The following is a 25,234-nucleotide window of genomic DNA, read 5'->3' as shown; positions in this document are numbered from 1 at the left end:
GTTGTCAGTGGCGGCCCGTACCGTTGACGCATGGATCTTCGATTGCCCGGACTGCGGGCCCTACGGAAGCCGCGGCTGCTGCTGGCCGCCGCGGCCGCCGTCGTGGTGCTCGCCGGTGCCGGTACGTGGCAGGCCGTCGCCTCCGACGACGCGCCCGCGGTGCACCGCGCCGACCGGGTCATGACCGTGGCCGACGGGGTGCGCATCGACACCTCGTACTTCACCTCCGGCCCGGCCGGCCGCCGCCCGGCCGTCCTGCTGGCGCACGGCTTCGGCGGCAGCAAGGACGACGTCCGGCAAGAGGCGGAGGACCTGGCCCGCGACGGATACGCGGTCCTTACGTGGTCGGCGCGCGGCTTCGGCAAGTCCACGGGCAAGATCGGGCTGAACGACCCGAAGGCCGAGGTCGCCGACGTCTCCCAGCTGATCGACTGGCTCGCGAAGCAGCCCCAGGTCCAGCTCGACAAGACGGGCGACCCGCGCGTGGGCATGGCGGGCGGCTCCTACGGCGGCGCGGTCTCCCTCCTGACCGCCGGCTACGACGACCGGGTGGACGCCATCGCCCCGGCGATCACCTACTGGAACCTCGCGGACGCGCTGTTCCCCAACGACGTCTTCAAGAAGCTCTGGGCGGGCATCTTCATCAACTCCGGTGGCGGCTGCGACCAGTTCGAGGCCGAGCTGTGCGCGATGTACGAGCGCGTCGCCGAGTCCGGCACCCCGGACACCGAGGCCCGTGACCTCCTCGAAGCCCGCTCGCCGTCCGCAGTCGCCGACCGCATCACGGTGCCCACACTCCTGGTGCAGGGCCAGACCGACTCCCTCTTCCCGCTCGGCCAGGCCGACGCCGCCGCGAAGGCGATCCGCGCGAACGGCGCCCCCGTCGACGTCGACTGGATCGCGGGCGGCCATGACGGCGGCGACCTGGAGACCAGCCGCGTCCAGGCACGCGTGACAGCATGGTTCGACCGGTACCTCAAGGACGACAAGAGCACCGACACCGGCCCGGCCTTCCGTATCACCCGCACCGGAGGCGTCGACTCCACCGACGGGGCGGCCCAGTTGAGGGGCGCGAGCGGAGACTCGTACCCGGGTCTGGAGAACGACCAGCGGGCCATCGCCCTCACCGGCCGCGAGCAGACCTTCGCCAACCCGGCCGGCGCCAACCCGCCCGCCATCTCCGCCCTGCCCGGCATCGGCGGCGGCGGTCTCTCCCAGCTGTCGTCCCTCGGGGTCGGCATCTCCCTCGACTTCCCGGGCCAGTACGCCCGGTTCGAGTCCCAGCCCGTCACCGGCGACCTCCGCATCACCGGATCGCCCACGGCCACCGTCCACATCAAGTCGACGAGCGAGGACGCGGTCCTCTTCGCCAAGGTGTACGACGTCGGCCCTAGCGGCACCCAGCAGGTGCTGCCCTCCCAACTGGTCGCCCCCCTCCGCGTTGAGGACGCCAAGGCGGGCAAGGACGTGACGATCACGCTCCCCGCCATCGACCACGAGGTCGAGGAAGGCCACCGCCTCCGCCTGGTCCTAGCCTCGACGGACCTCGGCTACGCCTCACCGGCGGCCCCGGCGACGTACACCGTCTCCCTGACGGGAGACCTCAAGGTCCCCACGGCACCCGCCGTGACGACGGCTGCCGCCCCGCTGCCCGCCTGGGTGTGGTGGCTGCCGCTGGCCGGCGCCGTCGTCGCCCTGGCCCTCCTGCTGTCGGGCCGCCGCCGCACCGCAGGCCCGCCCCCCGCCCCCGAACTCGCCGAAGTCCCGCTCCAGATCACGGACTTGAGCAAGCGGTACGCCAAGTCCGCGGACCGGTACGCGGTTCGGGACGTGTCCTTCCGCGTCGAGAAGGGCCAGGTGCTCGGCCTCCTGGGGCCCAACGGCGCGGGCAAGACCACGACCCTGCGCATGCTGATGGGCCTGATCAAGCCGGACGGCGGCGAGATCCGCGTCTTCGGCCACGCCATCCGCCCGGGTGCCCCGGTGCTGTCCCGCGTGGGCGCCTTCGTCGAGGGCGCCGGCTTCCTCCCGCACCTCTCCGGCCGCGAGAACCTGGAGCTGTACTGGCAGGCCACCGGCCGCCCGCGCGAGGACGCACACCTCGACGAGGCCCTGGAGATCGCCGGCCTCGGCGACGCGCTCGCCCGCGCGGTCCGCACCTACTCGCAGGGCATGCGCCAGCGCCTCGCCATCGCCCAGGCCATGCTCGGCCTCCCGGACCTCCTCATCCTCGACGAACCCACCAACGGCCTCGACCCGCCACAGATCCGCGAAATGCGCGAGGTGATGATCCGGTACGCGGCCGCCGGACGCACGGTGATCGTCTCCAGCCATCTCCTGGCGGAGGTCGAACAGTCCTGCACCCACCTCGTGGTGATGGACCGCGGCCGCCTCGTCCAGGCGGGCCCGGTCGGCGAGATCATCGGCTCCGGCGACACGCTCCTGGTCGGCACCGGCGCGCCCGTGGAGGAACCCGTCGTCGAGAAGGTGGCCGCACTGCCCGGCGTCGCCTCGGCCGTGAACACCTCCGACGGACTCCTCGTCCGCCTCGACCCCGGCGGCAGCGCACAGCGCCTGGTCGTCGAACTCGTCCGGCTCGAAGTGCCCGTCGAGTCGGTCGGCCCGCACCGCCGCCTCGAAGACGCCTTCCTCACCCTGATCGGAGGTTCCGCATGAGCACGCTCACCGAGCGCACCCAGCCCATCGAGGTCGCCTCCGGCTACCGCGCGGGCCGCACCCTGCCCCTACGGGTGGAGCTGGTCCGCCAGCTCAAGCGCCGCCGCACGCTGGTCATGGGCGGGATCCTCGCCGCGCTGCCCTTCGTCCTGGTCGCCGCCTTCGCCATCGGCGGCAGCCCGGACGGCCGGGGCAACCAGGTCACCCTGATGGACACGGCCACCGCGTCCGGCGCCAACTTCGCCGCGGTGAACCTCTTCGTCTCCGCCGGCTTCCTCCTCGTCATCCCGGTCGCCCTGTTCTGCGGGGACACGGTCGCCTCGGAGGCCAGCTGGTCCTCCCTGCGCTACCTCCTCGCGGCCCCGGTGCCCAGGGCCCGCCTCCTGTGGTCCAAGCTGATGGTCGGGCTCGGCCTCAGTCTGGCCGCGATGATCCTGCTCCCGGTCGTAGCGCTCGCCGTCGGCACGGCCGCCTATGGCTGGGGCCCGCTGGAGATCCCCACCGGCGGCGCACTCGACGCGGGCACGGCGGCCCAGCGTCTGGTGGCGGTCGTGGGCTACCTCTTCGTGTCCCAACTGGTCACCGCAGGCCTCGCGTTCTGGCTGTCGACCAAGACCGACGCACCCCTGGGCGCGGTAGGCGGCGCGGTCGGCCTCACCATCGTCGGCAACGTCCTGGACGCCGTCACGGCCCTCGGCGACTGGCGCCACTTCCTGCCCGCGCACTGGCAGTTCGCCTGGGCCGACGCCATCCAGCCCCGCCCCGAATGGTCCGGCATGATCCAGGGCACGGCGGTTTCCGTAACGTACGCCCTGGTGCTGTTCGCCCTGGCCTTCCGCGGTTTCGCCCGCAAGGACGTGGTGTCCTAGCTTCTGGCGCTCACCGCGGCGGGCGGCCTGCCGCTCACCGGCTGCGGTGGGGGCGGCGCCGGCGCCTACGGAACAACCCGGCGGCGACCGACGCGGCCCTTACCGACGACTGGTTCGCGACCGGCGACCTCGGCTCCCTCGACCCCGAGGCGGTTGCGCACTGGCTGTCGGTCCGCCAGCTGCCCGCCGACACTCCTATGCCGGAGGTCGTACGGAACCCGTGGATGCGCGCAGACGTCCAGAAAGCAGTGGACTACGCCAACCAGGGGGTCTCGCGCGCCGAGGCCATCCGCGCGTTCACGCTGGTCGAAGGCGAGTTCAACGAGGAGTACGGATCGCTGAAGCGGTCCCTGAAGGTCAAGCGGCACGCGGTGACGACGGCGACCGCGGACGAGATCGAGGCACCGTACCGACGCTGACGCGCGACGAAACGGCGGGCCACCGGGGAGCCGGTGACCCGCCGTGGCTGAGTAGAAGGCTCAGCCGTTGCCGACGCCGTTGCCGGACAGGACGGGGATGTTGTTCAGGATGTGCGAGAGCGGCTCGTCGCCCTTGGCCTGGGTGGAGTTCTCGACACACTGCTGGTTCTGCGGAGCCGACAGAACGGGGATGTCCTGGACGGTGACCGGTACGACGCCGACGATCGAGCCGGCGTTGAGCTTGGCCGGCAGTCCCACACAGGGCTTGTTCAGCGAACCCTGGATGAGGGCCATCTGCGGGCTCATGTCGCCTTGTGTGGTCGAGTTGCCGAAGGCCTGCGTGGCACCGTTGCCGCTGGCGGACGTCGTGCCACCGTCGTCGCCGATCGCCAGAGCCTGCGGCGCGGCCGCGGCCGACGCGCCGGCAACGGAAGCAGCGATGGCCGCGGTTGCCCACAGCTTCTTCATGTTCATTCCCTTCGGAACGCGGACTCCGCTTCGGAGTTGCGCGGTGATCAGTTTTGTGATCCGTGACGAGGTGCCACCGGGGAGCCGGTGACCCGCCGCGGCTGAGCCGAAGACTCAGCCGTTGCCCGTGCCGTTGCCGGACAGGACGGGGATGTTTTCCAGGATGTGCGAGAGCGGCTCGTCGCCCTTGGCCTGGGTGGAGTTCTCGACGCACTGCTGGTTCTGCGGAGCCGACAGAACGGGGATGTCCTGGACGGTGACCGGTACGACGCCGACGATCGAGCCGGCGTTGAGCTTGGCCGGCAGTCCCACACAGGGCTTGTTCAGCGAACCCTGGATGAGGGCCATCTGCGGGCTCATGTTGCCGTACGTGGCGGAGTTGCCGAAGCTCTGCACGGCACCGTTGCCGCTGGCGGACGTCGTGCCACCGTCGTCGCCGATCGCCAGAGCCTGCGGCGCGGCAGCAGCCGAGGCACCGACAACGGACGCGGCGACCGCCGCAGCGGCCATAACCTTCTTGATCACTGACTGTCCCTTCTGAAGAAACCCCGTCCACCGGAGCGCCCTGGATCAACTGAGTCGGTCGCCCGAAGTTCCTGTACTTCACTCCGATGGCCCAAGCGGCGAAGTCGCAATCCCGGTGCTGTCCGGTAGCGGCGAGGAAGAGGGCGGGTCCACCGCCCGGAACGTTTCGGCGTGAATTGAAGGCAGGGCGATTCGGGTGAATTCCCTCGAGGGTTAGGTTCCGTGGTTTCTTCGGCCGTCTATGCCTCGTTTACAGCCCGCAGGTCATGGTGCGAGTCGTTCAAGCTGTGCTCGCTCGGTTTCGGCCGCCATATGGGGCATGACCGCAACGAAGGGAATGCGCGTGAAGCACAAGAAGAGCGCTGCTGTCGTCGCCGGCGCAATCATGGCCATGGGGATGGCCGCCCCGGCCTTCGCCGACACCGGTGCCGACGGTGACGCCGTCGGCTCCCCGGGTGTCCTGTCGGGCAACGTCATCCAGGTTCCCGTCCACGTGCCCGTCAACGTGTGCGGCAACACCGTCGACGTCATCGCCCTGCTGAACCCGGCGTTCGGCAACTCCTGCGTCAACGACTGACGCAGCGCATCGGGGCGCTCGGCTGTGTCACGGCCGGCCTTGGACCGTCCTTGCGGTGCCAAGGCCGGCTTTTCCGCGTCGTCGGGCGGGAAGGGAGCGAGAGCGCGAAAGGCACTCCTGACGTCACGGGGCGGCGGTCCCCGGTCGTACTGGAGATCACCCCATTGGCGGCACAACCAGGGCCGTTGCCGTGCGTTGATCCAGAGCGCGGGTGTCCCGCCCGGTATTTGTGTCAACCCCCAAGGAGTACTTTCCATGTCTCGTATCGCGAAGGGCCTGGCCCTGTCGTCCATCGCCGTTGCAGCCGCGGCGGGCACCGCCGGCATCGCCGCTGCCGACACTGGCGCGCAGGCCTCCGCCGCCCAGTCCCCCGGTGTTCTGTCGGGCAACGTCCTGCAGGCCCCGATCCACGTCCCGGTCAACGTCTGCGGAAACACCGCGAATCTCATCGGGCTGCTGAACCCGGCGTTCGGAAACACCTGCGCCAACGACTGAGGCAGTTGCGGACTCTCCCGGCCACCCTCCCGCAGGGGAGGGCGGCCGTCTCATGTCGCCCTTGGCTCACTCGTGTTCCCCGTCCCATGCGGCTTCCCGAACGGGGGAACCGGTCTGCAGGCGCGGATCGGGCGTCTCACCAGGGACGACGTCGGCGATCCGGGCATGAGGAAGCTATGGTGCGCACTCGATGAGTTGCAGGCCGTGTTCACCGGTTTCACGGTGAACACGAGATCGGCCGGAATCATCGAAAGGAACATCCACGCGCGCTCTGCCCGCACGGCGCATCGCGTCCTCCGCACTCTGCGCCGCGCTTCTGGTCGGGATCGGCGCCCCCGCCGCTCTGGCGGCCGACAGCGACTCGGCGCGTGACCCCGTCCACGTGGCGTCCAGCGCGCCCGACCCCGGCGCGGAGGCACTCTTGGCGCAGGTCAAACACCTGGCCGATGCCGGCGGTGTACTGACCCCGTCGACCACGGCGCCGATGACGTCGATGCTGCACAACCTGCCGAAGACGGCCATGCGTGACCACGCCAAGGCGGCTCGGGACCTCAAGGACGATGCGCTCGCCGCGTTGCAGTCCGCCGGCGAACCTGCCCGGCCTGCCGACGCTGCCCGAGCCGTCGGCGCTCCCCGCGCCGAGCGTTCCCACGACCCCCACCCTGCCGGCACGACGGCTGTGTTAACGGCCTTTCAGGAGACGTGAACCCTTTGGGGATCTGATACGAGTTTCCGTACATGGGGTTTCCGCCGAGACGGGGGCTCGTTAGCCAGGAAGGAGCTGCCTGAGAAAGGAACAGGATGAAGTCGCTGAAGGCTGCCGCTGTCGTTGCGGGTTCGATGGTCATCGCAGGCGCTGCCGCGCCCGCTTTCGCCAACGACACCTCGGATTTCACGGCCACCAGCCTCAACGGTGCCCTCGACACCGTCATCAGCCGGGCGGGCGAGAATCTGCCCCACGCGGTGGACAACGCCAACGCGGTCGTCCTGCCCGGAGGGCTTCTCGGTGGGCTTCCGCTCCAGAAGTAAGCGGCTCATTTCGTCGGCGGCCCCTCGTCCGAGTGGTCGTCCTCTGCCCGTCGTTAGGACTCCGCGATGACCTCAACCTCAAGCGAAAAACGCCTACTTCCGGCTGCCGGTCTCGGCACTCTCGCCGTCATTGCCTGGAGCGGTGAAGCGCCCGACGGCGACATGCCTTATCTGCTGGCCTACTCCCTCGGCGACGGCGAAGGCGGTCTCGAGGCCTCCGCGGTCGCCGTCGAGCAGTTGCTGCGAACCAGCGGCCTGCCCATCGGCGAGGGGCTCGTCGATGGCGCCGGCCGACCGAGCCTGCCAATCCGCCTCCTTGTGGAGGCGGGCCAGGCGATGGTCAGCATGCCGGGTCTCAACGCCCAGTGCACCGCGCCGCCGGAGTGGCTGGCCGCGGTCGGCGAACGTGGGTGTGCCTGTCTCGTGTTCACGACGCGTCCCTGGCCCGAGGCAGAGCCGGGTCGGCCGGTCGAGCCGGAAGCCCTGGTCTCCTTCGCGGGCGACGAGGAGACGCTGAAAAAGGCGGCGCATGTCCTACTGCCCGTGCGTAACCTGCGCGGCTGACGCAGTCTGTCCTGTCGCTCCCGAGAAGAGCCACACCTGAGACGAAGCTGACCACTCGTCGAGGATTCTTCGCCGCCGTCACGGCGTGCGTGGCGGGTGCCGCTGACTCCGCCGCGCCCCGACGAGTTCGGCCTGCCGCACGCCTGGATGCCCGGGGCCGCGGTGCTGACTCCGCCGTTGCGGACGGAGGCGTGTTCCATGGAAAAACAGGGAGGCGGCCGTCCGTGGACGGCCGCCTCCCTGCTGTTACGGCGTCAGGAGTTGCCGTGGGTGACGGAGGACGTCACCCCGTAGCTGTTGGCCACCAGGTGCCCGGTGAAGTAGTACGCGTCGCCGTTGGCGTCGAAGCCCGAGCTGACGACGTCCGACTCGGCACCGGCGGCCGTTGCGCTCTGATCCGCGCTCACGTACGACGGGCCTTCCACGTCCCAGTAGCCCGGGTGGAGTGCGCCCCCCCAACCCCAGTAGCCGAGATCGCCGCTGTGGACGTCACTGCTCGTTGCCCCCGCCGCACTGGCAGAAGCCGCCCCGTGGTGGAACGACGGACCTTCGGCGGCGACGGCGGCCTGTCCCAGACCGATCGTCAGCGGCACGCTGAGAAAGAACGTTGCCGCCGCCTTGGTGACCTTGCGCATTTTTGTCTCGCCTTTCTTTTGAGAGCCGCCTCATTCCTTGAGCGAGGAGGGCCCTGCGAAAAAGCAAAGCACGCATGTGTACGGCGGAAGCCGCATGAATCGCTGCTGTCACCCCCTTGCCGCAGGGGTACGGTCCGATGGTGCGATTCGATAAGGAACGCCCGTCGTTTCACAGGGCCAGATGAGGTAATTCGCCACACGGCGATGGTCAGTCGTCATGACGAGGGTCAGTCATCGCACGGACCGTACGGCCGTGTCGTGACCTGCAGCGGTCGGACCAACGGCTGGCGCAGCACGGTCGGTGCGCGGTCGGTGGGCCGCTCCAACAAGTGCAGCACCAGGGTGCGGCTGGAGCGTGCGGGCAGTTCCAGATCGAGGGTGTAGACCGGATGGCCGCGCTCGACGGCATGATTCAGCTGCGCGGGCCGGCCGTCCAGGGTGGCCTTGGCCAACTCCGCCTGCTCACTGGCGAAGTACGAGACCAGCAGCCGGTTGTCGCCCTGCCTCGTGCGGTAGGGCGGGTGGTCCAGCCGCTGGGTGACATAGGTGGGAAGCCCCGAGACCGGTGCCCGGTTGGACAGCCGTACAGTCACGGTGACCTCGCGGCTGTCCTCGGTGCACCGGCCCGGCGCCCAGATCAGCCGACGGTCGAGGTAGTAGTCCAGTTTGGTGCCTGCGGCGTTGGTCACGATCAGCCCGGCCAGTGGTGCGGGACCTTCCGGCAGGGCACCGCCGAGCGGTCGCTGCTGCAGTTCACGCTGCTCCGCGGGGTGGGCGCTCCACATCTTGATCCGCCCGTCCTTGAGCTGCCGTTGCAGCGCGGCGAACAGCGCCGGGCGGCGTGCCGGATCGTCCGCGGCGTCCAGCAACCGATCTGCGACCGCACGCGCCACGTCAAGGAAGAACGCCTTGCGCTCCGGGACGTTCTCGTAGGTCGCATAGCTTGCGCGCTCGGTGAGATCCACCATATTGGCGGCGGTGACGACGGTTCCGTCGGCCAACGAGACGGAACCGGACGCGGCGAGCAGCCCGGACAGCGCGCCGGGATCGAGTGAGAACGCGCCGTCCACTTCCTGGCCGCTTTTCGCGTGCCAAGCGGCTGCCCAGATGCGGGCGGCGTAGGGGAAGTGCGGGCTGATGTTGCTGTTGGCCCAGGTGCTGGTTGGGGCGCTGGGCCCGTAGAGGGCGGTGTACTCGGCCGGCAGGTCGACCGCCGCATGGATGTCAGGTAGTTCGCTGTCATTGCCGAAGTTCTCGAAGCGCAGTCGGCCCCGCTCCGCGGTGACCACCGCGAACGCCCCCGGAAGCCCGCCGGTGCCACGTGCCTCGGCGGTGTTCTCGAACACTGCCAGATACCGCCTCGGCCCGTCCGCTCCGAGCATCGGCGGCATCACACGGGCCGCCATGGCGGCGTCGTCGGTGACACTGCTGATCCGTTCGAGCTGTTCGGCGAGCTGGGCGCGGGCGTGGTCCGCGGCGGCCAGCCAGGTGGCATGCGGCAGCTCGTCCATGTCCGTAAGCGCGCCCGAGGTGCTGTGCGCGGCCTGTTCGAGGAGGGGAGCCGCGCGGCGCAGAGCGGCGAGGTCGAGGTGCCCGCCGTCGCCTCCGGCGGCCGCCAGTTCGGCGGCGGTGTGCGTCAGCGGGGGAAGGACATCGTGGGTGAGCAGGTCGGAGGCTTCGGCGATACCGCGTACGGTGGCGAGCGGTTGCCCGAGAAGCGGAAGGTGCGACGCGGGATACCAGGCCGGGCCGGTGGTGAGCTGGTGGGCTCGGGCCGCGTGCCGCGCGGCGCTGCGTACAGCGGTCTCGGCAGTCCGCAGCCGGGCGGCGGCACCTGCGGTGGGCTGCGCGTTCGCCTGTCCCCGCAGCGTCTCGAGATTCCGTTGCGCGGCCAGCAGTTCGTTGCGCGCGAGCATCGCGGTGACCGCGATCCAGCCGGCGCCTGCCAGGAGGAGGACGACGGCGGCGCACACCGGCAGTAGGACGCGGGGATTGCGCAGCAGGTTGCCGACGGCGCAAGAGACGACTGTTTGCGGCAGGCGTGGCATTTTCATCAGTTGCCCCTAGTAGGCACCGTCACCGCGCAACACGGCAGGCAGTGTTCGGAAGAGGATCGCCAGGTCCAGCTTGATCGACCATGTGTCGATGTATTCCAGGTCCAGGCGCAGGGCGTCCTCCCAGGCCAGGTTGGACCGCCCGCTCACCTGCCACAACCCGGTGAGTCCCGGCCGGACCTGGAGGCGACGACGGGCCTCCCCGGTGAACGCCGAGTCCTCCACCGGCAGCGGCCGGGGACCGACCAGGGACATCTGCCCCTTCAGCACATTGAGCAGCTGTGGCAGCTCATCCAGGGAGTAGCGCCGCAACCAGCGCCCGACCGCGGTCACACGCGGATCGTTACGGACTTTGAACAAGTGCCCGTCCGACTCGTTGCGAGCCGCCATGGCCTCTCGCATCTTCTCGGATCCGACTTGCATGGTGCGCAGTTTGAGGACGTGGAATTCCTTGCCCTGCCAGCCCGTTCGTCGTTGGCGGAACAACAGAGGACCCCGAGTGTCGGCTTTCACAGCAACGGCGGACGCCAGGAGCACTGGCGCCAGCAGCAGGAGCAGGACGGTGGCCCCCACCAGGTCGATGGCGCGTTTGACCGCCCGACCTCCCAATGCCAACCGTCGGCACCTGGTCGGCTGAGGAAGAGCCGTCTCTCCACCGGATACCAGCATTCCTTACCCCTTCTACGGCGAAACGAGTGAAATATCCTCTATGGGGCGGCACGTTCGCAAACATGAAGCGCAAATTGCCCCATAACTGAGCAACAGATAGAAACACGACATTGACCTGAGCTTCAGCAATGACACAGCAACTTGCCCCGTCCAACCTGGGGCGGGGCGGCCGAGAGGACCTGCATGCGTGCGGTAGTGACGGGCGGGGCCGGCTTCATTGGTTCCCACCTGTGCGAGCGGCTCCTCCACGAGGACCACGAAGTGGTCTGCGTGGACAGCTTCCTGACATCCAGTCCCGCCAACGTCGAACATCTGAGGGGTGACCGGCGCTTCCAGCTGAACCACTGCGACATCACCCAGGGCCTGAACGTGCCCGGCCCGGTGGATGCCCTGTTCCACCTGGCATCACCCGCCTCGCCGACCGACTACCTGCGGCTGCCCCTGGAGACACTTCGTGTGGGATCGGCCGGCACCTGGCACGCCCTTGACCTGGCCGCCGCGAAAAGTGCCCGCTTCCTGCTGACCTCCACCTCCGAGTCGTACGGTGACCCGCTGGTCCACCCTCAGCCGGAGAGCTACTGGGGCCATGTCAACCCGGTCGGCCCCCGCTCGGTCTACGACGAAGCGAAACGCTTCGGTGAGGCTCTGACCATGGCCTACCGTAGAAGCCGTGGTGTGGATGCCAAGATCGTGCGCATCTTCAACACGTTCGGCCCGCGGATGCGCGCGGACGACGGGCGGGCCATCCCCACGTTCATCTGCCAGGCGCTGCGCGGAGAGTCGATCACGGTCACCGGTGATGGCGCCCAGACCAGGTCGCTGTGCTTTGTCGACGACACGGTCGACGGGTTGCTGCGCATGCTCGAGAGTGACCACGGGGGCCCGGTCAACCTGGGCAACCCCCATGAGGTCTCCATGCTCGAACTGGCCCAGTGGATCAGCAAGCTGACCAGGTCCACCTCCGAGATCACGCTGGTTCCGCGCCCCCAGGACGATCCGGAACGACGGCGCCCGGACATCACCAAGGCCCGTGAGCTGTTGGACTGGGAACCCACGACTCCGGTGGAACGCGGGCTGAGCGACACCATCGCCGACTTCCGCCGTCGTATGGGTTCCGACGTGTTCGCAGGAATCGGGAGTCAGCCCACGGGATCCCCAGAGAGCGTCGAAGCCCTCTCATGACCGGATCAGCGAGAACACGGACGGCAGCAGCGCCGGCATCCGCCCCCGTGGTCGAGTGCCTGGGGGTGCCCATTACCGTGCACACCCCCGAGAGCGCCGCCCGCCACGTCCTGCAACTCGCCCACCGGACTCGCGAGGCACGACACGTTCACGTGGACGGGGCCGACGTCATGGACATCGCGCGCGGAATAGACGTTCACCTGTCCAACGCGTACACGCTCGCCCTCGCGGGCCGGGACACCGAGCTGCAAGGCCTTCTCCGCTCGGCCTCTCTCAACCTCCCCGACGGACAGTCAGTTGTCTGGGCGAGCCGGCTTCTCCACCGCGGTACGACCCTGCCGAGGACGCGCGTGTACGGCCCCGATCTCCTGCTGAACGTCTTCGCACTGAGCCAGAACACCGAAGTGCGCCACTACCTCCTCGGTTCCACACCTCGGGTACTGGACGCGCTGCACCGGGAACTGCGGCGGCGCTTCCCCCTGGCTCGGATCGTCGGTACGTGCTCTCCGCCCTTCCGCCCACTGACCTCCGAGGAACTGCGGCAGCAGGCAGAGGACATCCGGACCAGGGGGGCGGACATCGTCTGGGTGGGACTCGGCACCCCGAAACAGGACCGCTGGGCCGCCGACTTGTGCGCACAGCTGCCCGTGGTGGCCGTGGCTGTGGGCGCGGCCTTCGACTTCATCGCGGGCACCAAACGGCAGGCGCCGCCCTGGATGCAGAGCAATGGTCTGGAATGGCTGTTCCGGCTCGGCTGTGAGCCACGCCGCCTGTGGCGGCGCTACTTGTTCGGCAACGCGCAGTTCGTCTGGGGCGTGACCCGGCAGTCGGTGGAGGCCGTGGCACGGCCCAGAAAGACGGACCCAGGGAGAGGACAACCATGTCACTGATGGGCAAGGTGAGGTGGACCTTGCGACATCCCGCATTCACGGCGCAGCCGGCCACTTCGCTGCTGCGGTTGGCTGCCTGGCGGGCACGTACCGCGGTACGCGTCGGAGCCACGGTCTCGCTCGGGCACTCCAGAATGCGGATGTGGTGCCCGCCGGAGTGGCGGGGCAACGCGAAGCTGACGTACCTCTGGCGCAACGCCTACGAGTCAGAGCTGGCCCAGCTCCACCGCTGGGTGAGCCCTGGCGACCACGTCGTGGACGTGGGTGCCCATTACGGCGCGTACGCGCTGCCCATGTCCGGGTTCGTCACCGACAAGGGGCTCGTCATCGCGTTGGAGCCCTCGCGGCACGCCCGCTCCGTGCTGTCCAGGAACATCCGGCTCAACAACGCGCGCAATGTACGGGTGCTGCCGGTCGCGGCCGGAAGAAGCGCCGCCCGGGGCACCCTGCACATCCACCGGGACCGATCCCGTTCCACCCTGGTCGGGCTGTCCGGGAGTGCGGCAGCCGAGGAGGCTGTCGAGGTGGCGTCGCTCGACGACGTGGTGCCGAGGGACCGGCGCATCGCACTCATCAAGATGGACATCGAAGGATACGAGCAGTGGGCGCTGGAGGGTGCCACGTCCATCCTCACCGAGGACAGGCCCGTGGTCGTCTTCGAGTACACGCCCCCGGCCGCGGCCGCTGCCGGGCTGCCCGCTCGGGGTGCCTGGGACGTCCTGGCCGCCCACGGCTACCAGATGCACCGGGTCACGGACAGCGGAGAAGTGCGCATGGTGTCGGACCCCGAGCACCGTTGCGGCACCACGGACAACATCGTGGCCATCCACCCGACTGCCCCGGGGCGGACAGCGTGACGTACACAACGCGCAGGCGGGTTGTCGTCGTACAGCCGTATCTGCCGAGCTACCGCACCCGCTTCTTCGAGCGCGCGCACGAGTGTCTGGATGCCCGCGGTGTCACGCTCGAGGTCATCCACGGCCCGCCTCCGCCGGGCCAGGACGCCAGGCGGGACGCGGCCTCCTGCCCCTGCGCGACCGAAGTACCCACCGCAAGGCTGTTCACGGTGGGCGGGACCTCAGTGGCCTGGCACCGTGTCCGCCCTCGCACGGCATCAGCCGACGCGGTCGTGCTCGAACAGGCGCTCCACAGTCTGGAGGCGTTTCCGCTGGCGTTGCGCCAACGGACGGCGCCGGGGAGCAGACGCGTTCCGGCGGTGGCCTTCTGGGGCCACGGCCGGACCTACACCCGGCCGGTGAACCGTCTGGAGGCACGTGTCAAAGATGCCCTGACGAGGCAGGGCAACTGGTTCTTCGCCTATACCGAGGGCGGTGCGGACCACCTTGCGCGGCGGGGCTTCCCGCGCAGCAGGATCACCGTGGTGCGCAACTCCGTCGACACCCTGGCTCTCGTCCAGGCTCGCGACCGTGCCTGCCGACCGGGTACCGAGGAACACACACAGGCCGCGGCCCTCAGGGAGCGCCATGGACTGACACCTGGCCGTACAGCCCTGTTCCTCGGGGGCTTGGACGCGCCTAAGCGCATTTCCTTCCTGTTGGACTCCGCCGAGCGCGTCGCCCGCACGTTGCCCGGGTTCCGGCTGCTGGTCGCCGGCGAGGGCATGGACCGAGGTCTGGTGGATGCCGCGGCGGCCCGCCCCGGAAGCCCGGTGATCTCCCTGGGCCGAGTGACCGGAGCGCGCACCGCACTGCTGGGCGCGGTCAGCGACGTCATGCTGATGCCGGGACGGGTCGGCCTGTGCGCCGTGGACTCGTTCGCACTGCGCACACCGATCGTGACGACGGACTGGCCGTGGCACGCCCCGGAGTTCGAGTACCTGGCGCATGAACGCAACGCGTTGGTCGTACCCGACGACCCGGGCGTCTACAGCGCGGCGGTTGCCGCCCTGCTGCGCGACTCCGACCGACTGGCGTCCCTGCGTTCGGCCTGCGCGCAGAGCGCGGCCGAATACACGATCGAAGGGATGGCCGAGCGGTTCTGCGACGGAGTCATGGGACTGCTCGCGAGCAGCAATGGAGGTACCGGCCGGTGAGGAAGCATCTGCGGACCGCATGGGAGCACGTGCACCGGCTCTATGCGGTGCGGCAGAACGTGCATCTCGGCCGCGGTGTGCGGATCGGCATCGGGTCGATCCTGTGGGCGCCGAGAAGACTGACGGTGGGCCGGGACGTCTACTTCGGCAAGGGATGCACCATCGAGGTCGACGGCACGATCGGCGACTGCGTGCTCATCGCGAACCGGGTGGGGATCGTCGGTCGGACCGACCACGCCATGCGGCAGATCGGCACAACGGTCCGCCACGCCGACTGGGTTGGCGACCACCCGCACCGGCTGAGCCGGCCCGTGCACATCGGCGCCGATGTGTGGCTCGGGTACGGGGCGGTGGTGCTGAGCGGGCTCAGCATCGGGCGCGGCGCGGTCGTGGCCGCGGGCGCGGTCGTCACTTCGGACGTGGCCCCGTACGACATCGTCGCGGGCAACCCCGCGGTGTCCATCGGCCGGCGGTTCGAATCCGACGAGATTGCCGAGCACGAGTGGCTTCTCACTTCAGCGGTCACCCGGCCGGATGCGTGATCGACCGCTGTGTCGCGACTGGAAGGAACGGGTGTGGAGGACGGGGTGAAGGAAATCGAGTACCGGCGAGAGAAGCAGGAGAAACAGGAGGAAGCCGAGGGCGGCGTACGGCCGCTGCGGATCGTCCTCGTCTCCTACCGGTGCGATCCGGATCGGGGAACGGAGCCGGGCCTGGGCTGGGCATGGGCGGAAGCGCTCGCGCGGCGCGGCCACACGGTGGACATCCTGACGTACCGCGACGGGGACAACGCCAGGAACATCGCCCGCCGCGTCGCCGTCCTCGGCTCCCTGGGAGACCGGATCAGGCCGCACTTCGTACCCGTCCCCGTGTGCCCGTGGTGGACCGCCGCGGTGCCCAGCCCACTGAGGGACCAGGCCCGGGAGTTCATCAGCTACGGAGGCTGGCAGGGCAACGCCCTGCGATACGCCCGTAGGCACGGTCTCTCCGGGGCCGACCTGGTGCATCACGTCTCGTACGGTTCCCTCGTGGGTGGCAGTGCCCTGCGGAAGCTGGGACCGCCCCTGGTGTTCGGCCCCGTGGGAGGCGGTCAGACGGCCCCGTACAGCCACCGGCGCTTCGTGAGTTCCGGGTACGGACGCGAACTGGTACGGGAACTGCTGTGGGTCCGTGCCCTCAGCCACCGCCGCACGTGCCGGGCTACCGTGCGCGAGGCCGCCGCTGTCCTGACCACGAACACGGATACCGCTTTGCGTGCCCGCCGCCTCGGCTGCCGGAACCCCGCCATGCAGCTGGCCGACGGGGTACCGGACGACCTGGTGCGGACCGCAGGCCCCGGTTCGGCATGCCGGACGTCCGACCGGCCCACCGTGCTGTGGGTGGGCAGACTCGCCCCGTTCAAGGCGCCGCAGCTCGCCCTCCACACGTTCTCCCGTCTGAAGGACCTCGTTCCCAGCGCACGCATCGTCTTCGTCGGAGATGGTCCGCTGCGCGCGGACATGGAACGTCTGGCGTCGCGCCTCGACGTGGCGCAGTCCGTCCGCTTCCGGGGTCGGATCCCGTGGGACGAGGCCCTGCGGGCCTACGACGAGGCCGATGCGTTGCTGTTCACCAGTCTCCGCGACTCCTCCGGGGTGCAGACTCTCGAAGCCTGGTCACGGGGCCTGCCGGTGGTCCATCTCGACCATCAGGGCATCGGCGACTTCTCCGCTCCCGGCGGCGCCGTCGCCGTACCGCTCGGAAATCCGTCCGACCTTCCGGACCGGCTGGCGAAGGCCCTGCACACCGTGTTGGCGGATGAGGGGATGCGTGCGCGCATGTCGGAGGCAGGGGTGCGCTGGGCGCGCCTGCACACCTGGACAGCCAAGGCGGAGAACACAGAGCGGCTGTATCTCGAGCTGCTCAGGCAACGCCGGTCCCCCGCCGGTGTACTGACCGGAGCCCCCGGATGAGACGGCTTGCTCGCAGTCGCGCCGCCTCACTTGGCCAGTCGCACACGCTTGCGCCGAGCTGGCGGACTCCCTCACCGAGCGGCACGCGCCTGTCGTGCCCGGTGGTCCTCCACATCAACAACGAACCCGCCTTCCAGCCGCGAGCCCGATTCGTGCACGCCTTCGCCCGGCTGGCCGACGACGGACTGCTTGTTCACGTACCGGTTGCCCCGCGCGCTCTCCTGGCGGAAGGCGGACGGGAACGGGCCCTGCGCACGATCCGGCGCATTGCCAAGGAAGCGAGTCCGGACCTGGTTTTCGTCCAGTCACCGCACGCCTTCCCCTGGGAGCCTGAGGACGTCGCGGCACTGCTCGACAGCCTCGGCCGCCCTCTTGTCGTCCACTGGGAAGGAGACGCCTGGGGCGGCCGCAAGCCGGTGGGTAGGAGCACGGCGGCCTGGCTGAGCCACGCCGACCACGTCTTCAGTGTCGCCGTTGGCCCACAGGCCGCCCTGCTGGACCGGCATGCTCGCACGCCCGTCCGGTATGTGCCGCACGTGGTGCCTGGTCATCTGGTTGGTGAGGATGACGGGGTCCCCGGCATCGACTCGGCCACCGCCGATGTGGCGCACATCGGCAACCGCTGTGTGCGGTTCGGTTTCTGCGAGCGCCTGGACGGCGCGCTGGACCGGCAGCGCTTGGTGAAAGGCCTGAGCTCCATGCGGGACAACCGCATCGCCCTGTACGGGCATGGTTGGCGCGGATGGGCGGCCCGGGGCCGAGTCCCGTTCGAACGCCAGCTGGAATGCATGCGCGACGCCAGAATCACCTGCGGATGGGACCATTACCAGCACTACACCGGCTACTTCTCCGACCGCCTGCCGATCAGCCTCTACGCGGGGAGGCCGCATGTCTCGTCCCGCCCGCCGGGAGTCGAATGGCTGCCCGGCCCGGAGGGGGGTCTGTACCTGTGCGATACCCCCGCTCAGGCGACGTCCACGGTGAAGGCTCTACTCCGCCGTGGCCCGGAGACGCTGCACACGGCCGGGATGCGGGCGCACCAGTGGAGTCGTGAGCGTATGACCGATCTGCAGGCTCTGCTCTACATGCTCGGCGACGAGGTGAATCTGCCCCCGCCCCCCGACGATCCGTGGCTGGCGATCGCTCGGCTCCACCTGGGGGCCGGCCAGGTCCCGGCACACCGCGTATGACCCGCGCCACCCGACTCGGTGTCACGAACGGCGTGGCCCGTGCCGCGGGGACCAGCTTGGTCTGGAGCTACGGGGGTTCCCTGTTCGCCGCGCTGCTCCAGCTGGGCTACACCGCCTACACCGGACGGACGGTTGCCTCAGCCTCCTTCGGTGCGTATGCGATTGCACTGACCGTCTCGCAACTGCTTGGGTACTTCGCCAACGCGGGTCTGGCCACGTGTCTGCTGCGCGCCGACCGGCTGGACGTGGCTACCGTCACCGCGGCATACCGGCTGGCCGCCGCATCCGGCGTCATCTGCTTCGCCGTTGTCGAGGCGGCCGCTCCGCTGTGCGCGGAACTGTGGCAGATGCCCGGGATCACCACGATGCTGCGGGTGCTGGGATGCCAGTTCCTGTTCCAGCCCGCCGCATCGGTCGCCACCTCCGCGCTGCGGCGGCTCGGCCACGCGCGCGTGGCCGTCGCAGCTGAGGTCGCCGGCCAAGTGGCGGGCACCGCAGTCGGTGTCATGCTCCTTGCGCGGGGATGGAATCCCATCGGCCTGGCTGCCGCGTCCCCTGTCGCCGCGGCGTCGATGCTCGCCGTCGGCGCTCTTCCCTTGCGGCGTCGGCTCGGTACAGGCGGACCCCAGGTACTAGTCCGCGAACTGATCAGGCAGTCGGGTTTCCAGGCGGGTTACAGTTTGGCGCAGTTCGCCACCAACAGCCTGCCGATGTGGGCCGTCGGCCGACTGCTCGGGCCGGCTTCGGCCGGCTGGTTCTCACGCGCCAGCCTCCTCACCGGCCTTCCGCTGACCTTTCTGGCCCAGGGACTCAATCTGGCCTGCTTGCCCGCACTCGCCGAGCGGCGTGCGCAGGGCCGACAACTCGGTCGCGCCGTGGAGTACGCGATGTGCATGGCCTCCGCTGCCGCGTTCGCTGCGTTCGGGATCCTGGCGGGTATCGGGCCGGCGGTCCTACGGTTGCTGCTGGGACCCGGATGGGACACGGCTGCCTCGCTTGTTCCGCTCCTCTCCGTGGGCTCAGCGGTGACTCTGCTGTGCGTCGTCGGAGGCGTCGTCGACCAGGCCTGCGGGGCTACGGGAGCGCTGTGGCGCGCGCAGCTGGCGGTGGTCGCCGGAACAATCGTCGGCGTTGCCGCCGCTGCCGCCTTGAGCAGCGTCGTTCTGCTGGCGTGCACGGCCACGGTCGGGCAGGCGGCGGGCCATCTCATGCAGCTGGTGCGCTGGCATCGATCCGGTCTGCTCGACGCGGGACAGGTGGTGCGTACCTACCTGTGGCACGCGGCCGTGGGGAGCGCCTTCGGCGCTGCGGGCGCGCTCGGCGCGCTGGGGCGGCCATCGGGCACCGGCCTTGTGTGGGGGCTGACCGCCACCCTGCCGGTACTCCTGTGCTGTGTCCTGCTGCGCACCAGGATGCCCCTCTACTCGGTCGCCGAGGCTCTGGGTCTGGTGCGCAGGGGAAGGGCCGCCGCGCCAGCCATGGACTCGCTCTGACGCTCGCATGCCGACGCCGCTCAGTTCTCGTCCGCGGTGCTGGACGTCCGCAGAGCCGGGGCGTCCTGGAGGGGGCGCAGCACCCGGCAGGGGTTGCCTGCGGCGACCACGTATTCGGGCAGGGACGAGCTGACGACGCTCCCGGCGCCCACCACGGTGCCCCTGCCGATGCTGACGCCCTTGAGCACGATCGCCCGGGCTCCCAGGAACACGTCGTCCCCGACGCGCACCGGCTCGGAGGCGGCCGCGCTTTCGGGAGCCGACCTGCGCGGGCAGACGTCGACCGGGTGGAAGTCCGTGTCGGCGATGAGGACATCGGCCCCGACCAGGACCCGGGCACCGATGTCGACGCCCATCGCCGCGCACACCGTCGCGCCGCTCAGGCCGGTGTCCGGGCCGATACGGATGGCCGCACCCGGCCGCAGGGTGCGCAGGATGACCGGCCGGGCGACGCCGAGCGCGGTCCACGGCGTCCGTGAGATCAGGACGACTCGGTCGCCAAGGGTGATGTGTGAGTCGGGAGCCAGGTCGATCAGAGGTGGTCCCACGGCCTGGACGTCCGCACCGATCCGCACCCCGGACCGGCGCAGCCGGAATCCTCCGCCGAGCGTCAGAGCCCTGGCATGTGCGGCGCGCGCCGCACGCGCGATCACCGGCTAACTCCGGGCACCGGTTGCGCTGTGGGCATCTGTCTCGCGGGATGTGCCGCGCTCGTCGGAACTCGGGCCGGCACCTCATCGGACGTCTTCCGTCGGGGCATGTCACCCCCGGCGCGGGTACGCAGGCACCACATACACAGCCCCACCAGCACGCCCTGCTCGGAACTGGCCGAATAAGTCATGAAGAAGACCAGCTGACCCACCAACAGCACACGCAGCGGCACGCTCCAGGCGGTGTTCCGCAGGCGCCACCACGTCAGCACGTAGAGGGCCGTCAGCAGCACGAGTCCGACTGTTCCCAGGCGCAGCCCGAGATGCAGGTAGTAATTGTGCGGCCCGACCGTGACCAGGTGGCCGCCGATGATGCGGTCGTAACCGGACCCGAAGGGCATGCCGCTCAGCCACTGCACGAGTGATTTCGGCACCGTCAGGAGTTGCTGCCAGCCCGCCACACGCCAGTCGAAGGTACTGTCGTTGTCCTGCACCTCTTCCACCGAGGTGGCGAGCGTCGCGCCGATCGTGCCGAACGCGCCGAGCTGGTAGGCCAGCATCGTCAGGGCGACGGACAGCATAGCGACGGCGGAGGACAGCAGGCGCCCCCGCTCACGGAGCCCGGACAGGGCCCAGGCCGTCATCACCATGGCTGCCGTCACTACCCAGACGGTGCGGTGCTGCAGCAAGAGCACGAAGAGCAGGAGCACCAGCGGGAGCGCCCGTCGGCGGATCCACGCGGGGACGACTGTGCGGGCCGTGCCGTTCCCCTGATCGGACGGCGCGAGCAGCAGAAGTGCGGCAGCCTGCGCCAGTAGCAGGGCGGTTGCCGCAGGTACGGGCCGGGGGTCGATCAGCGAACCATCGTCGGTGACGCGGTCGGTGACCGCGTGCAGCCCGTGCTTCGCCCAACCGATTACGCACAATCCGGCATATGCGACTGCCGTCGTGCCCCAGGCTCGCCTGACGGCACTTTCCAACGCCACCCCTGCAGGCATCGTAGCGGTGTAGAGCGCGGCGGCCAGCAAGTACCCGAAGGACACACGGACGTCATTGACCGCTGTCTGCAGACCGAAGGAGGCGATGCCGCGGAGGGTCGCCCACAGGGTGAGCGCGATCAACCCCAGCAGGGGAACCATCCCGGCCCGACGCGGGACACCGTGCACCAACAGTCTGCACAGGCCCACGCCCGCCGCACAGAGCGACACGATATCCGCTGGGTAGACATGGGCGCCCAGCACCACGGCCGAGGTCTGGGTGCCGGTCGCGGCCCAGGCATTTACGGTCAGCACCAGGAAGACGCCGACCGCGTGATACCTGATGAAAATCCCCAGCAGGCCACCGGTGACGGCAGACATCACGAGGAGGGAGAGCAGGGCAAGCGGATCGGTGAGCGGGTGTTGCACGGTTCGTCCGTCCTGCAGGCGGTGGGATGGTGGCGGTCGGCGAGGCTCTGGCATTCATGTCGAGCGCGCCATCGATCGCAGCAGAGTCCTGACATACGGAGAGCAGAAGACCAGCGGAGCCCAGCCTCCGAGGTGTCGACGGCAGTAGTGCCACCACGGCCCCGGCGGCTGCTCCCGCACCGAGGTCAATCGACGGAGCGCCAGCCTCGGTCCGATGCCCGGCTCCGTGGACGTCCCCGCTGCTCGCGGCGGGTTCTGGTCACATCTGCCCAGGTGTCCGGCGGCCAGCAGCACTGGAATGCCGGCTCTGCGAGCCCTCAGTCCGTAGTCGATGTCGCCCAGGCGATGGGGGAACGCAGGGTCGATGTCCCCGAGCACGCGTCGAGCGGCTGCCGTCACCAGGACGATGTTGCCGTTGCACGTGTCGCACGACCGGGGCATGTCCGCATCCGGTTCGAGGAGTACCGCAGAAGGCGGACGGAGGCCGCCTTTCCGAAGCACTCGATAACCGCCGTACGTCGTCCGGGGGGAGTCGTCGGAGCGCGTGGCCCCCACGACGACGACCGGATCACGCAGCGGGTCGGCTGTGCGGATGAGCGTGGCGAGTGCGCGCGGATGAAGCATCACGTCGTCGTTGAGCCACAACACGTGGGCGTCGGCCGGGACGCGCCGTGCGGCGATCGCCATACCGGTGCCCCAGTACACGTCCGGTTCCACGGTCACCACATCGGTGCCGGGGAACGCCGCACGGACTGCGTCGGCGGTTCTGTCGCTGCTGCCTGCGTCGACCAGGTGCACGTTGATGGGTATCGTGCCGGGGAGGCCTGCCTGGGCGTGCAGTGAATTCAGCGCCCGAAGTGTGCGCTCCCGGCGATTGTGACACGTCATCAGCACAGCCAGAGGCAGCGTTCCCGTGACCTCGCGCGAACTGGTCGCCGTCACCTCGCGATCGCCGCCAGGATCCCCGAAGAGGTGTCCGGCACGGCAGCCGGGACGGCCTCGACCGGTGTCAGCGCCGCCAGCTCCGCATCGACCATCAGCCGGGCCAGTTCCGGAGCAAGCACTGTCGGACGCCACCCGAGGATCCGTTCTGCCTTGGAGGCGTCCCCCACCAGGTCGTCGACCTCGGACGGGCGCAGGTAGCGCTCGTCGAACCGGACGTGGTCGCGCCAGTCCAGGCCGACGTGGGCGAAGCAGTGCTCGACGAAGTCGCGGACGCTGTGGCTGGTGCCGGTGGCGACGGCGTAGTCGTCGGGCTCGTTCTGCTGCAGCATCCGCCACATCGCCTCGACGTACTCCGGCGCGTAGCCCCAGTCGCGTCGAGCCTCCAGGTTGCCCATGTGGAGCTCGCTCTGGAGGCCCGCCTTGATGCGGGCGGCGGCCATGGCGACCTTCCGGGTGACGAAGGTCGGGCCGCGGCGCGGGGACTCGTGATTGAACAGGATGCCGTTGACCGCGTAGATGCCGTATGCCTCACGGTAGTTGCGGGTGACCCAGTAGGCGTAGACCTTGGCGACGCCGTAGGGGGAGCGGGGGTGGAATGGGGTGCTCTCATTCTGGGGCGGAGGTGCGGCGCCGAACATCTCGGAGCTGGAGGCCTGATAGAAGCGGCAAGGCAGATCCGTCGCCCGAATGGCCTCGAGTAGTCGAGTGGTGCTCAGACCGGTGGTGTTGCCGGTGAATTCGGGCTCGTCGAACGAAACTCGTACATGCGACTGTGCTGCCAGGTGGTAGACCTCGTCGGGCTGCAGTCGCTCGAGCAGACCCGCGATGCGGGTCCCGTCGGTCAGGTCGCCGTAGTGCAGGAAAAGCCGCGCCGCAGGGTCGTGTGAATCCTGGTAAAGATGGTCGATGCGTTGCGTGTTGAAGGTCGAGGCGCGACGGATGATGCCGTGCACCAGATATCCCTTCTGCAGCAGCAACTCCGCGAGATAGGAGCCGTCCTGGCCGGTGATGCCGGTGATGAGCGCAGTCTTGACCGTCATGCGCCCTCCTTTGCTGGGCTGTTGGGGCAGGAAAAACGCGTATTCCAGGTCTCGCTGCCTCGAACGAGGGCTGCTCAGACTCCTGGCCAGGATACGGAAATCCTGCTCCAGGCCCTCGGTCATGACGGTGTGTCGTACGTACTCGAATGCCCATACAATTCCATTCGGCTCGCAACCCGTTCCCCGGAAGGGCGAGTTCGTGCCGTGACCGTAGGAGGAGAAGGCGACCGGAATTCTGTCGGCGAGTTGCAGCCCGTGCGCGCGCCTCACACGTCGGCGGCGGACGGACGGGGAAGCTCTTCACAAACTGCCAGCGCAGAGCGTGTGTGTTCGGCGGGGCTTCACCACAACGCCGATGAAAAACACAGCGTCAGTGAAGGAAGAGGAGAGCAATGCCCATGGCTGCGCTTACGAATACCGGTGTCACCCGCAGGACCGCCTCGGCCTCCATGGGGCGTGCCCCGGCCACGACATCGTACGGAAGGGCGCACCGCCCCCTCGACCGCTCGGCACGCGTGTTCGTGGCCGGGAGCCGAGGGCTGGTCGGTTCGGCGGTGTGGCGGCACCTGGTCCGGGAGGGCTTCACCGAAGTGGTCGGGCCCGGCTCCGCGCAGCTGGACCTGCGGGACCGCCCTGCCGTTCGCGACTGGTTCGCGGCCACGCAGCCCGACGTCGTCGTGCTCGCGGCCGCGCGGGTGGGCGGGATCAAGGCGAACATCACCCGCCCAGCCGAGTTCCTCTCCGACAATCTCCGCATCCAGGTCAATGTGCTGGACGCGGCCTTGCAACAGGGCGTGGAGCGACTGCTGTTCCTGGGTTCCAGTTGCATCTACCCCAAGTTCGCCGAGCAGCCCATCCGGGAGGAGGCGCTGCTGACGGGCCCGCTGGAGCCGACCAACGACGCCTACGCCATTGCCAAGATCGCCGGGATCCTGCAGGTGCAGGCGGTACGGCGGCAGTACGGTCTGCCGTGGATCTCCGCCATGCCGACGAATCTGTACGGGCCGGGCGACAACTTCCACCCGGAGCACTCCCATGTGCTGCCGTCCCTGATCCGGCGCTTCCACGAGGCGAAGGAGTCGGGTACGCGGCGGGTGGTGAACTGGGGCAGCGGCACGCCGCGTCGAGAGTTCCTGCATGTGGACGACCTGGCTCGGGCGTGCCTGCACCTGCTGGAGCACTACGACGCGGACGGGCCGGTGAACGTGGGCACGGGCAAGGACCTGACCATCCGTCAACTGGCGGAGACGGTCGCGGAGGTCGTCGGATACCGGGGGAGTGTCGAGTGGGACCCGAGTCAGCCGGACGGCACCCCGCGCAAGCTCCTCGACGTCTCCCGGCTCTCCATGCTGGGCTGGGTGCCCCGTATCGGGCTGCGAGAGGGACTCATTCAGACGTACGCCTGGTACGTGGAGAATCTCGGTTCCGGCACCCTGCGGAACTGACCGCTGCC

The 25,234-nt window shown here is 69.2% G+C and carries 25 protein-coding genes and 1 pseudogene; 17 read left to right on the top strand and 9 right to left on the bottom strand.

The genetic code is table 11. The annotated features are described in order from the left end of the window. Positions 1–30: 30 nt before the first annotated feature. From AC5DRG_RS19065 to AC5DRG_RS19055, 3 genes and pseudogenes are all read left to right on the top strand, one after another. Positions 31–2,676 carry a CocE/NonD family hydrolase gene (locus AC5DRG_RS19065; protein WP_491811750.1) on the top strand — a complete coding sequence of 882 codons (2,646 nt, stop codon included), beginning with the start codon at positions 31–33 and terminating at the stop codon, positions 2,674–2,676. After that, complete coding sequence (locus AC5DRG_RS19060; protein ID WP_491811749.1) at positions 2,673–3,545, top strand: ABC transporter permease; 873 nt, start codon at positions 2,673–2,675, stop codon at positions 3,543–3,545. The genes AC5DRG_RS19065 and AC5DRG_RS19060 overlap by 4 nt, the downstream gene beginning before the upstream one ends. 71 nt (positions 3,546–3,616) lie before the next feature. Continuing rightward, positions 3,617–3,964: pseudogene (locus tag AC5DRG_RS19055) on the top strand (long-chain fatty acid--CoA ligase); the annotation flags it as partial. A 60-nt stretch (positions 3,965–4,024) separates the two neighbouring features. Here AC5DRG_RS19055 and AC5DRG_RS19050 read toward each other — a convergent pair. After that, entirely contained in the window at positions 4,025–4,432 is a 408-nt protein-coding gene (locus AC5DRG_RS19050) for a rodlin (RefSeq protein WP_491811748.1), read from the bottom strand. A 114-nt stretch (positions 4,433–4,546) separates the two neighbouring features. Then, entirely contained in the window at positions 4,547–4,957 is a 411-nt protein-coding gene (locus AC5DRG_RS19045) for a rodlin (protein WP_491811747.1), read from the bottom strand. 319 nt (positions 4,958–5,276) lie between these two features. On the opposite strand from AC5DRG_RS19045, the gene AC5DRG_RS19040 reads away from it, so the two are divergent. From AC5DRG_RS19040 to AC5DRG_RS19020, 5 genes are all read left to right on the top strand, one after another. Further along, positions 5,277–5,534 carry a chaplin gene (locus tag AC5DRG_RS19040; RefSeq protein ID WP_491811746.1) on the top strand — a complete coding sequence of 86 codons (258 nt, stop codon included), beginning with the start codon at positions 5,277–5,279 and terminating at the stop codon, positions 5,532–5,534. Positions 5,535–5,789: 255 nt separating this feature from the next. Then, entirely contained in the window at positions 5,790–6,029 is a 240-nt protein-coding gene (locus AC5DRG_RS19035; RefSeq protein ID WP_491811745.1) for a chaplin, read from the top strand. A gap of 421 nt (positions 6,030–6,450) precedes the next feature. Then, on the top strand, positions 6,451–6,735 hold the full coding sequence (locus AC5DRG_RS19030; RefSeq protein WP_491811744.1) for a hypothetical protein: 285 nt from the start codon (positions 6,451–6,453) through the stop codon (positions 6,733–6,735). Between the two features lie 95 nt (positions 6,736–6,830). Then, the gene (locus AC5DRG_RS19025; protein WP_491811743.1) at positions 6,831–7,058 is read left to right on the top strand and encodes a hypothetical protein; all 228 of its coding nucleotides are present in this window, start codon (positions 6,831–6,833) and stop codon (positions 7,056–7,058) included. A 66-nt stretch (positions 7,059–7,124) separates the two neighbouring features. Beyond that, positions 7,125–7,622 carry a DUF5949 family protein gene (locus tag AC5DRG_RS19020; protein WP_491811742.1) on the top strand — a complete coding sequence of 166 codons (498 nt, stop codon included), beginning with the start codon at positions 7,125–7,127 and terminating at the stop codon, positions 7,620–7,622. A gap of 254 nt (positions 7,623–7,876) precedes the next feature. Here the strand turns inward: AC5DRG_RS19020 and AC5DRG_RS19015 are convergent, their stop codons facing one another. The 3 genes from AC5DRG_RS19015 to AC5DRG_RS19005 all read right to left on the bottom strand — a co-directional run bounded on the left by AC5DRG_RS19015 (position 7,877) and on the right by AC5DRG_RS19005 (position 10,926). Beyond that, positions 7,877–8,257 carry a hypothetical protein gene (locus AC5DRG_RS19015; protein WP_491811741.1) on the bottom strand — a complete coding sequence of 127 codons (381 nt, stop codon included), beginning with the start codon at positions 8,255–8,257 and terminating at the stop codon, positions 7,877–7,879. A 227-nt stretch (positions 8,258–8,484) separates the two neighbouring features. Continuing rightward, a complete protein-coding gene (locus AC5DRG_RS19010) occupies positions 8,485–10,311 on the bottom strand; it encodes a DUF4012 domain-containing protein (RefSeq protein ID WP_491811740.1) in 1,827 nt (608 codons plus the stop codon). Positions 10,312–10,320: 9 nt separating this feature from the next. Then, positions 10,321–10,926, bottom strand: a complete 606-nt coding sequence (locus AC5DRG_RS19005) for a sugar transferase (RefSeq protein ID WP_491811739.1) — start codon at positions 10,924–10,926, stop codon at positions 10,321–10,323. Between the two features lie 237 nt (positions 10,927–11,163). On the opposite strand from AC5DRG_RS19005, the gene AC5DRG_RS19000 reads away from it, so the two are divergent. The 8 genes from AC5DRG_RS19000 (at position 11,164) to AC5DRG_RS18965 (ending at position 19,740) form a co-directional block, all read left to right on the top strand. After that, complete coding sequence (locus tag AC5DRG_RS19000; RefSeq protein ID WP_491811738.1) at positions 11,164–12,162, top strand: UDP-glucuronic acid decarboxylase family protein; 999 nt, start codon at positions 11,164–11,166, stop codon at positions 12,160–12,162. Between the two features lie 77 nt (positions 12,163–12,239). After that, on the top strand, positions 12,240–13,052 hold the full coding sequence (locus AC5DRG_RS18995) for a WecB/TagA/CpsF family glycosyltransferase (protein ID WP_491811737.1): 813 nt from the start codon (positions 12,240–12,242) through the stop codon (positions 13,050–13,052). Between the two features lie 20 nt (positions 13,053–13,072). Then, on the top strand, positions 13,073–13,909 hold the full coding sequence (locus tag AC5DRG_RS18990) for an FkbM family methyltransferase (protein ID WP_491811736.1): 837 nt from the start codon (positions 13,073–13,075) through the stop codon (positions 13,907–13,909). Beyond that, positions 13,906–15,105, top strand: a complete 1,200-nt coding sequence (locus tag AC5DRG_RS18985; protein ID WP_491811735.1) for a glycosyltransferase family 4 protein — start codon at positions 13,906–13,908, stop codon at positions 15,103–15,105. The genes AC5DRG_RS18990 and AC5DRG_RS18985 overlap by 4 nt, the downstream gene beginning before the upstream one ends. Beyond that, complete coding sequence (locus AC5DRG_RS18980; protein WP_491811734.1) at positions 15,102–15,647, top strand: acyltransferase; 546 nt, start codon at positions 15,102–15,104, stop codon at positions 15,645–15,647. Before AC5DRG_RS18985 ends, AC5DRG_RS18980 begins: the two co-directional genes overlap by 4 nt. 33 nt (positions 15,648–15,680) lie before the next feature. Beyond that, entirely contained in the window at positions 15,681–17,057 is a 1,377-nt protein-coding gene (locus AC5DRG_RS18975) for a glycosyltransferase family 4 protein (protein ID WP_491811733.1), read from the top strand. Positions 17,058–17,158: 101 nt separating this feature from the next. Next, on the top strand, positions 17,159–18,247 hold the full coding sequence (locus AC5DRG_RS18970; protein WP_491811732.1) for a hypothetical protein: 1,089 nt from the start codon (positions 17,159–17,161) through the stop codon (positions 18,245–18,247). Continuing rightward, entirely contained in the window at positions 18,244–19,740 is a 1,497-nt protein-coding gene (locus tag AC5DRG_RS18965) for an oligosaccharide flippase family protein (RefSeq protein WP_491811731.1), read from the top strand. Before AC5DRG_RS18970 ends, AC5DRG_RS18965 begins: the two co-directional genes overlap by 4 nt. A 20-nt stretch (positions 19,741–19,760) precedes the next feature. Here AC5DRG_RS18965 and AC5DRG_RS18960 read toward each other — a convergent pair whose 3' ends face one another. Genes AC5DRG_RS18960 through gmd form a run of 4 tightly spaced genes read right to left on the bottom strand, consistent with a single transcriptional unit; the run spans position 19,761 to position 23,781 of the window. Next, entirely contained in the window at positions 19,761–20,393 is a 633-nt protein-coding gene (locus AC5DRG_RS18960) for a DapH/DapD/GlmU-related protein (protein ID WP_491811730.1), read from the bottom strand. Continuing rightward, positions 20,390–21,796, bottom strand: a complete 1,407-nt coding sequence (locus AC5DRG_RS18955) for an O-antigen ligase family protein (RefSeq protein ID WP_491811729.1) — start codon at positions 21,794–21,796, stop codon at positions 20,390–20,392. The genes AC5DRG_RS18960 and AC5DRG_RS18955 overlap by 4 nt, the downstream gene beginning before the upstream one ends. A 54-nt stretch (positions 21,797–21,850) precedes the next feature. Continuing rightward, positions 21,851–22,684, bottom strand: a complete 834-nt coding sequence (locus AC5DRG_RS18950; RefSeq protein ID WP_491811728.1) for a glycosyltransferase family 2 protein — start codon at positions 22,682–22,684, stop codon at positions 21,851–21,853. Between the two features lie 50 nt (positions 22,685–22,734). Further along, positions 22,735–23,781: a GDP-mannose 4,6-dehydratase gene (gmd, locus tag AC5DRG_RS18945; RefSeq protein ID WP_491813082.1), complete on the bottom strand. Its 1,047-nt coding sequence runs from the start codon at positions 23,779–23,781 to the stop codon at positions 22,735–22,737. 449 nt (positions 23,782–24,230) lie between these two features. Here gmd and AC5DRG_RS18940 point away from each other — a divergent pair, with 449 nt between their 5' ends. Then, entirely contained in the window at positions 24,231–25,226 is a 996-nt protein-coding gene (locus AC5DRG_RS18940) for a GDP-L-fucose synthase family protein (protein ID WP_491813081.1), read from the top strand. Positions 25,227–25,234: the final 8 nt, after the last annotated feature.

It is taken from the genome of Streptomyces sp. JLBG701 (assembly GCF_058544905.1).
Note: the sequence above shows the minus strand (reverse complement) of the source record. Positions and strands in the feature narration are given on the sequence as shown.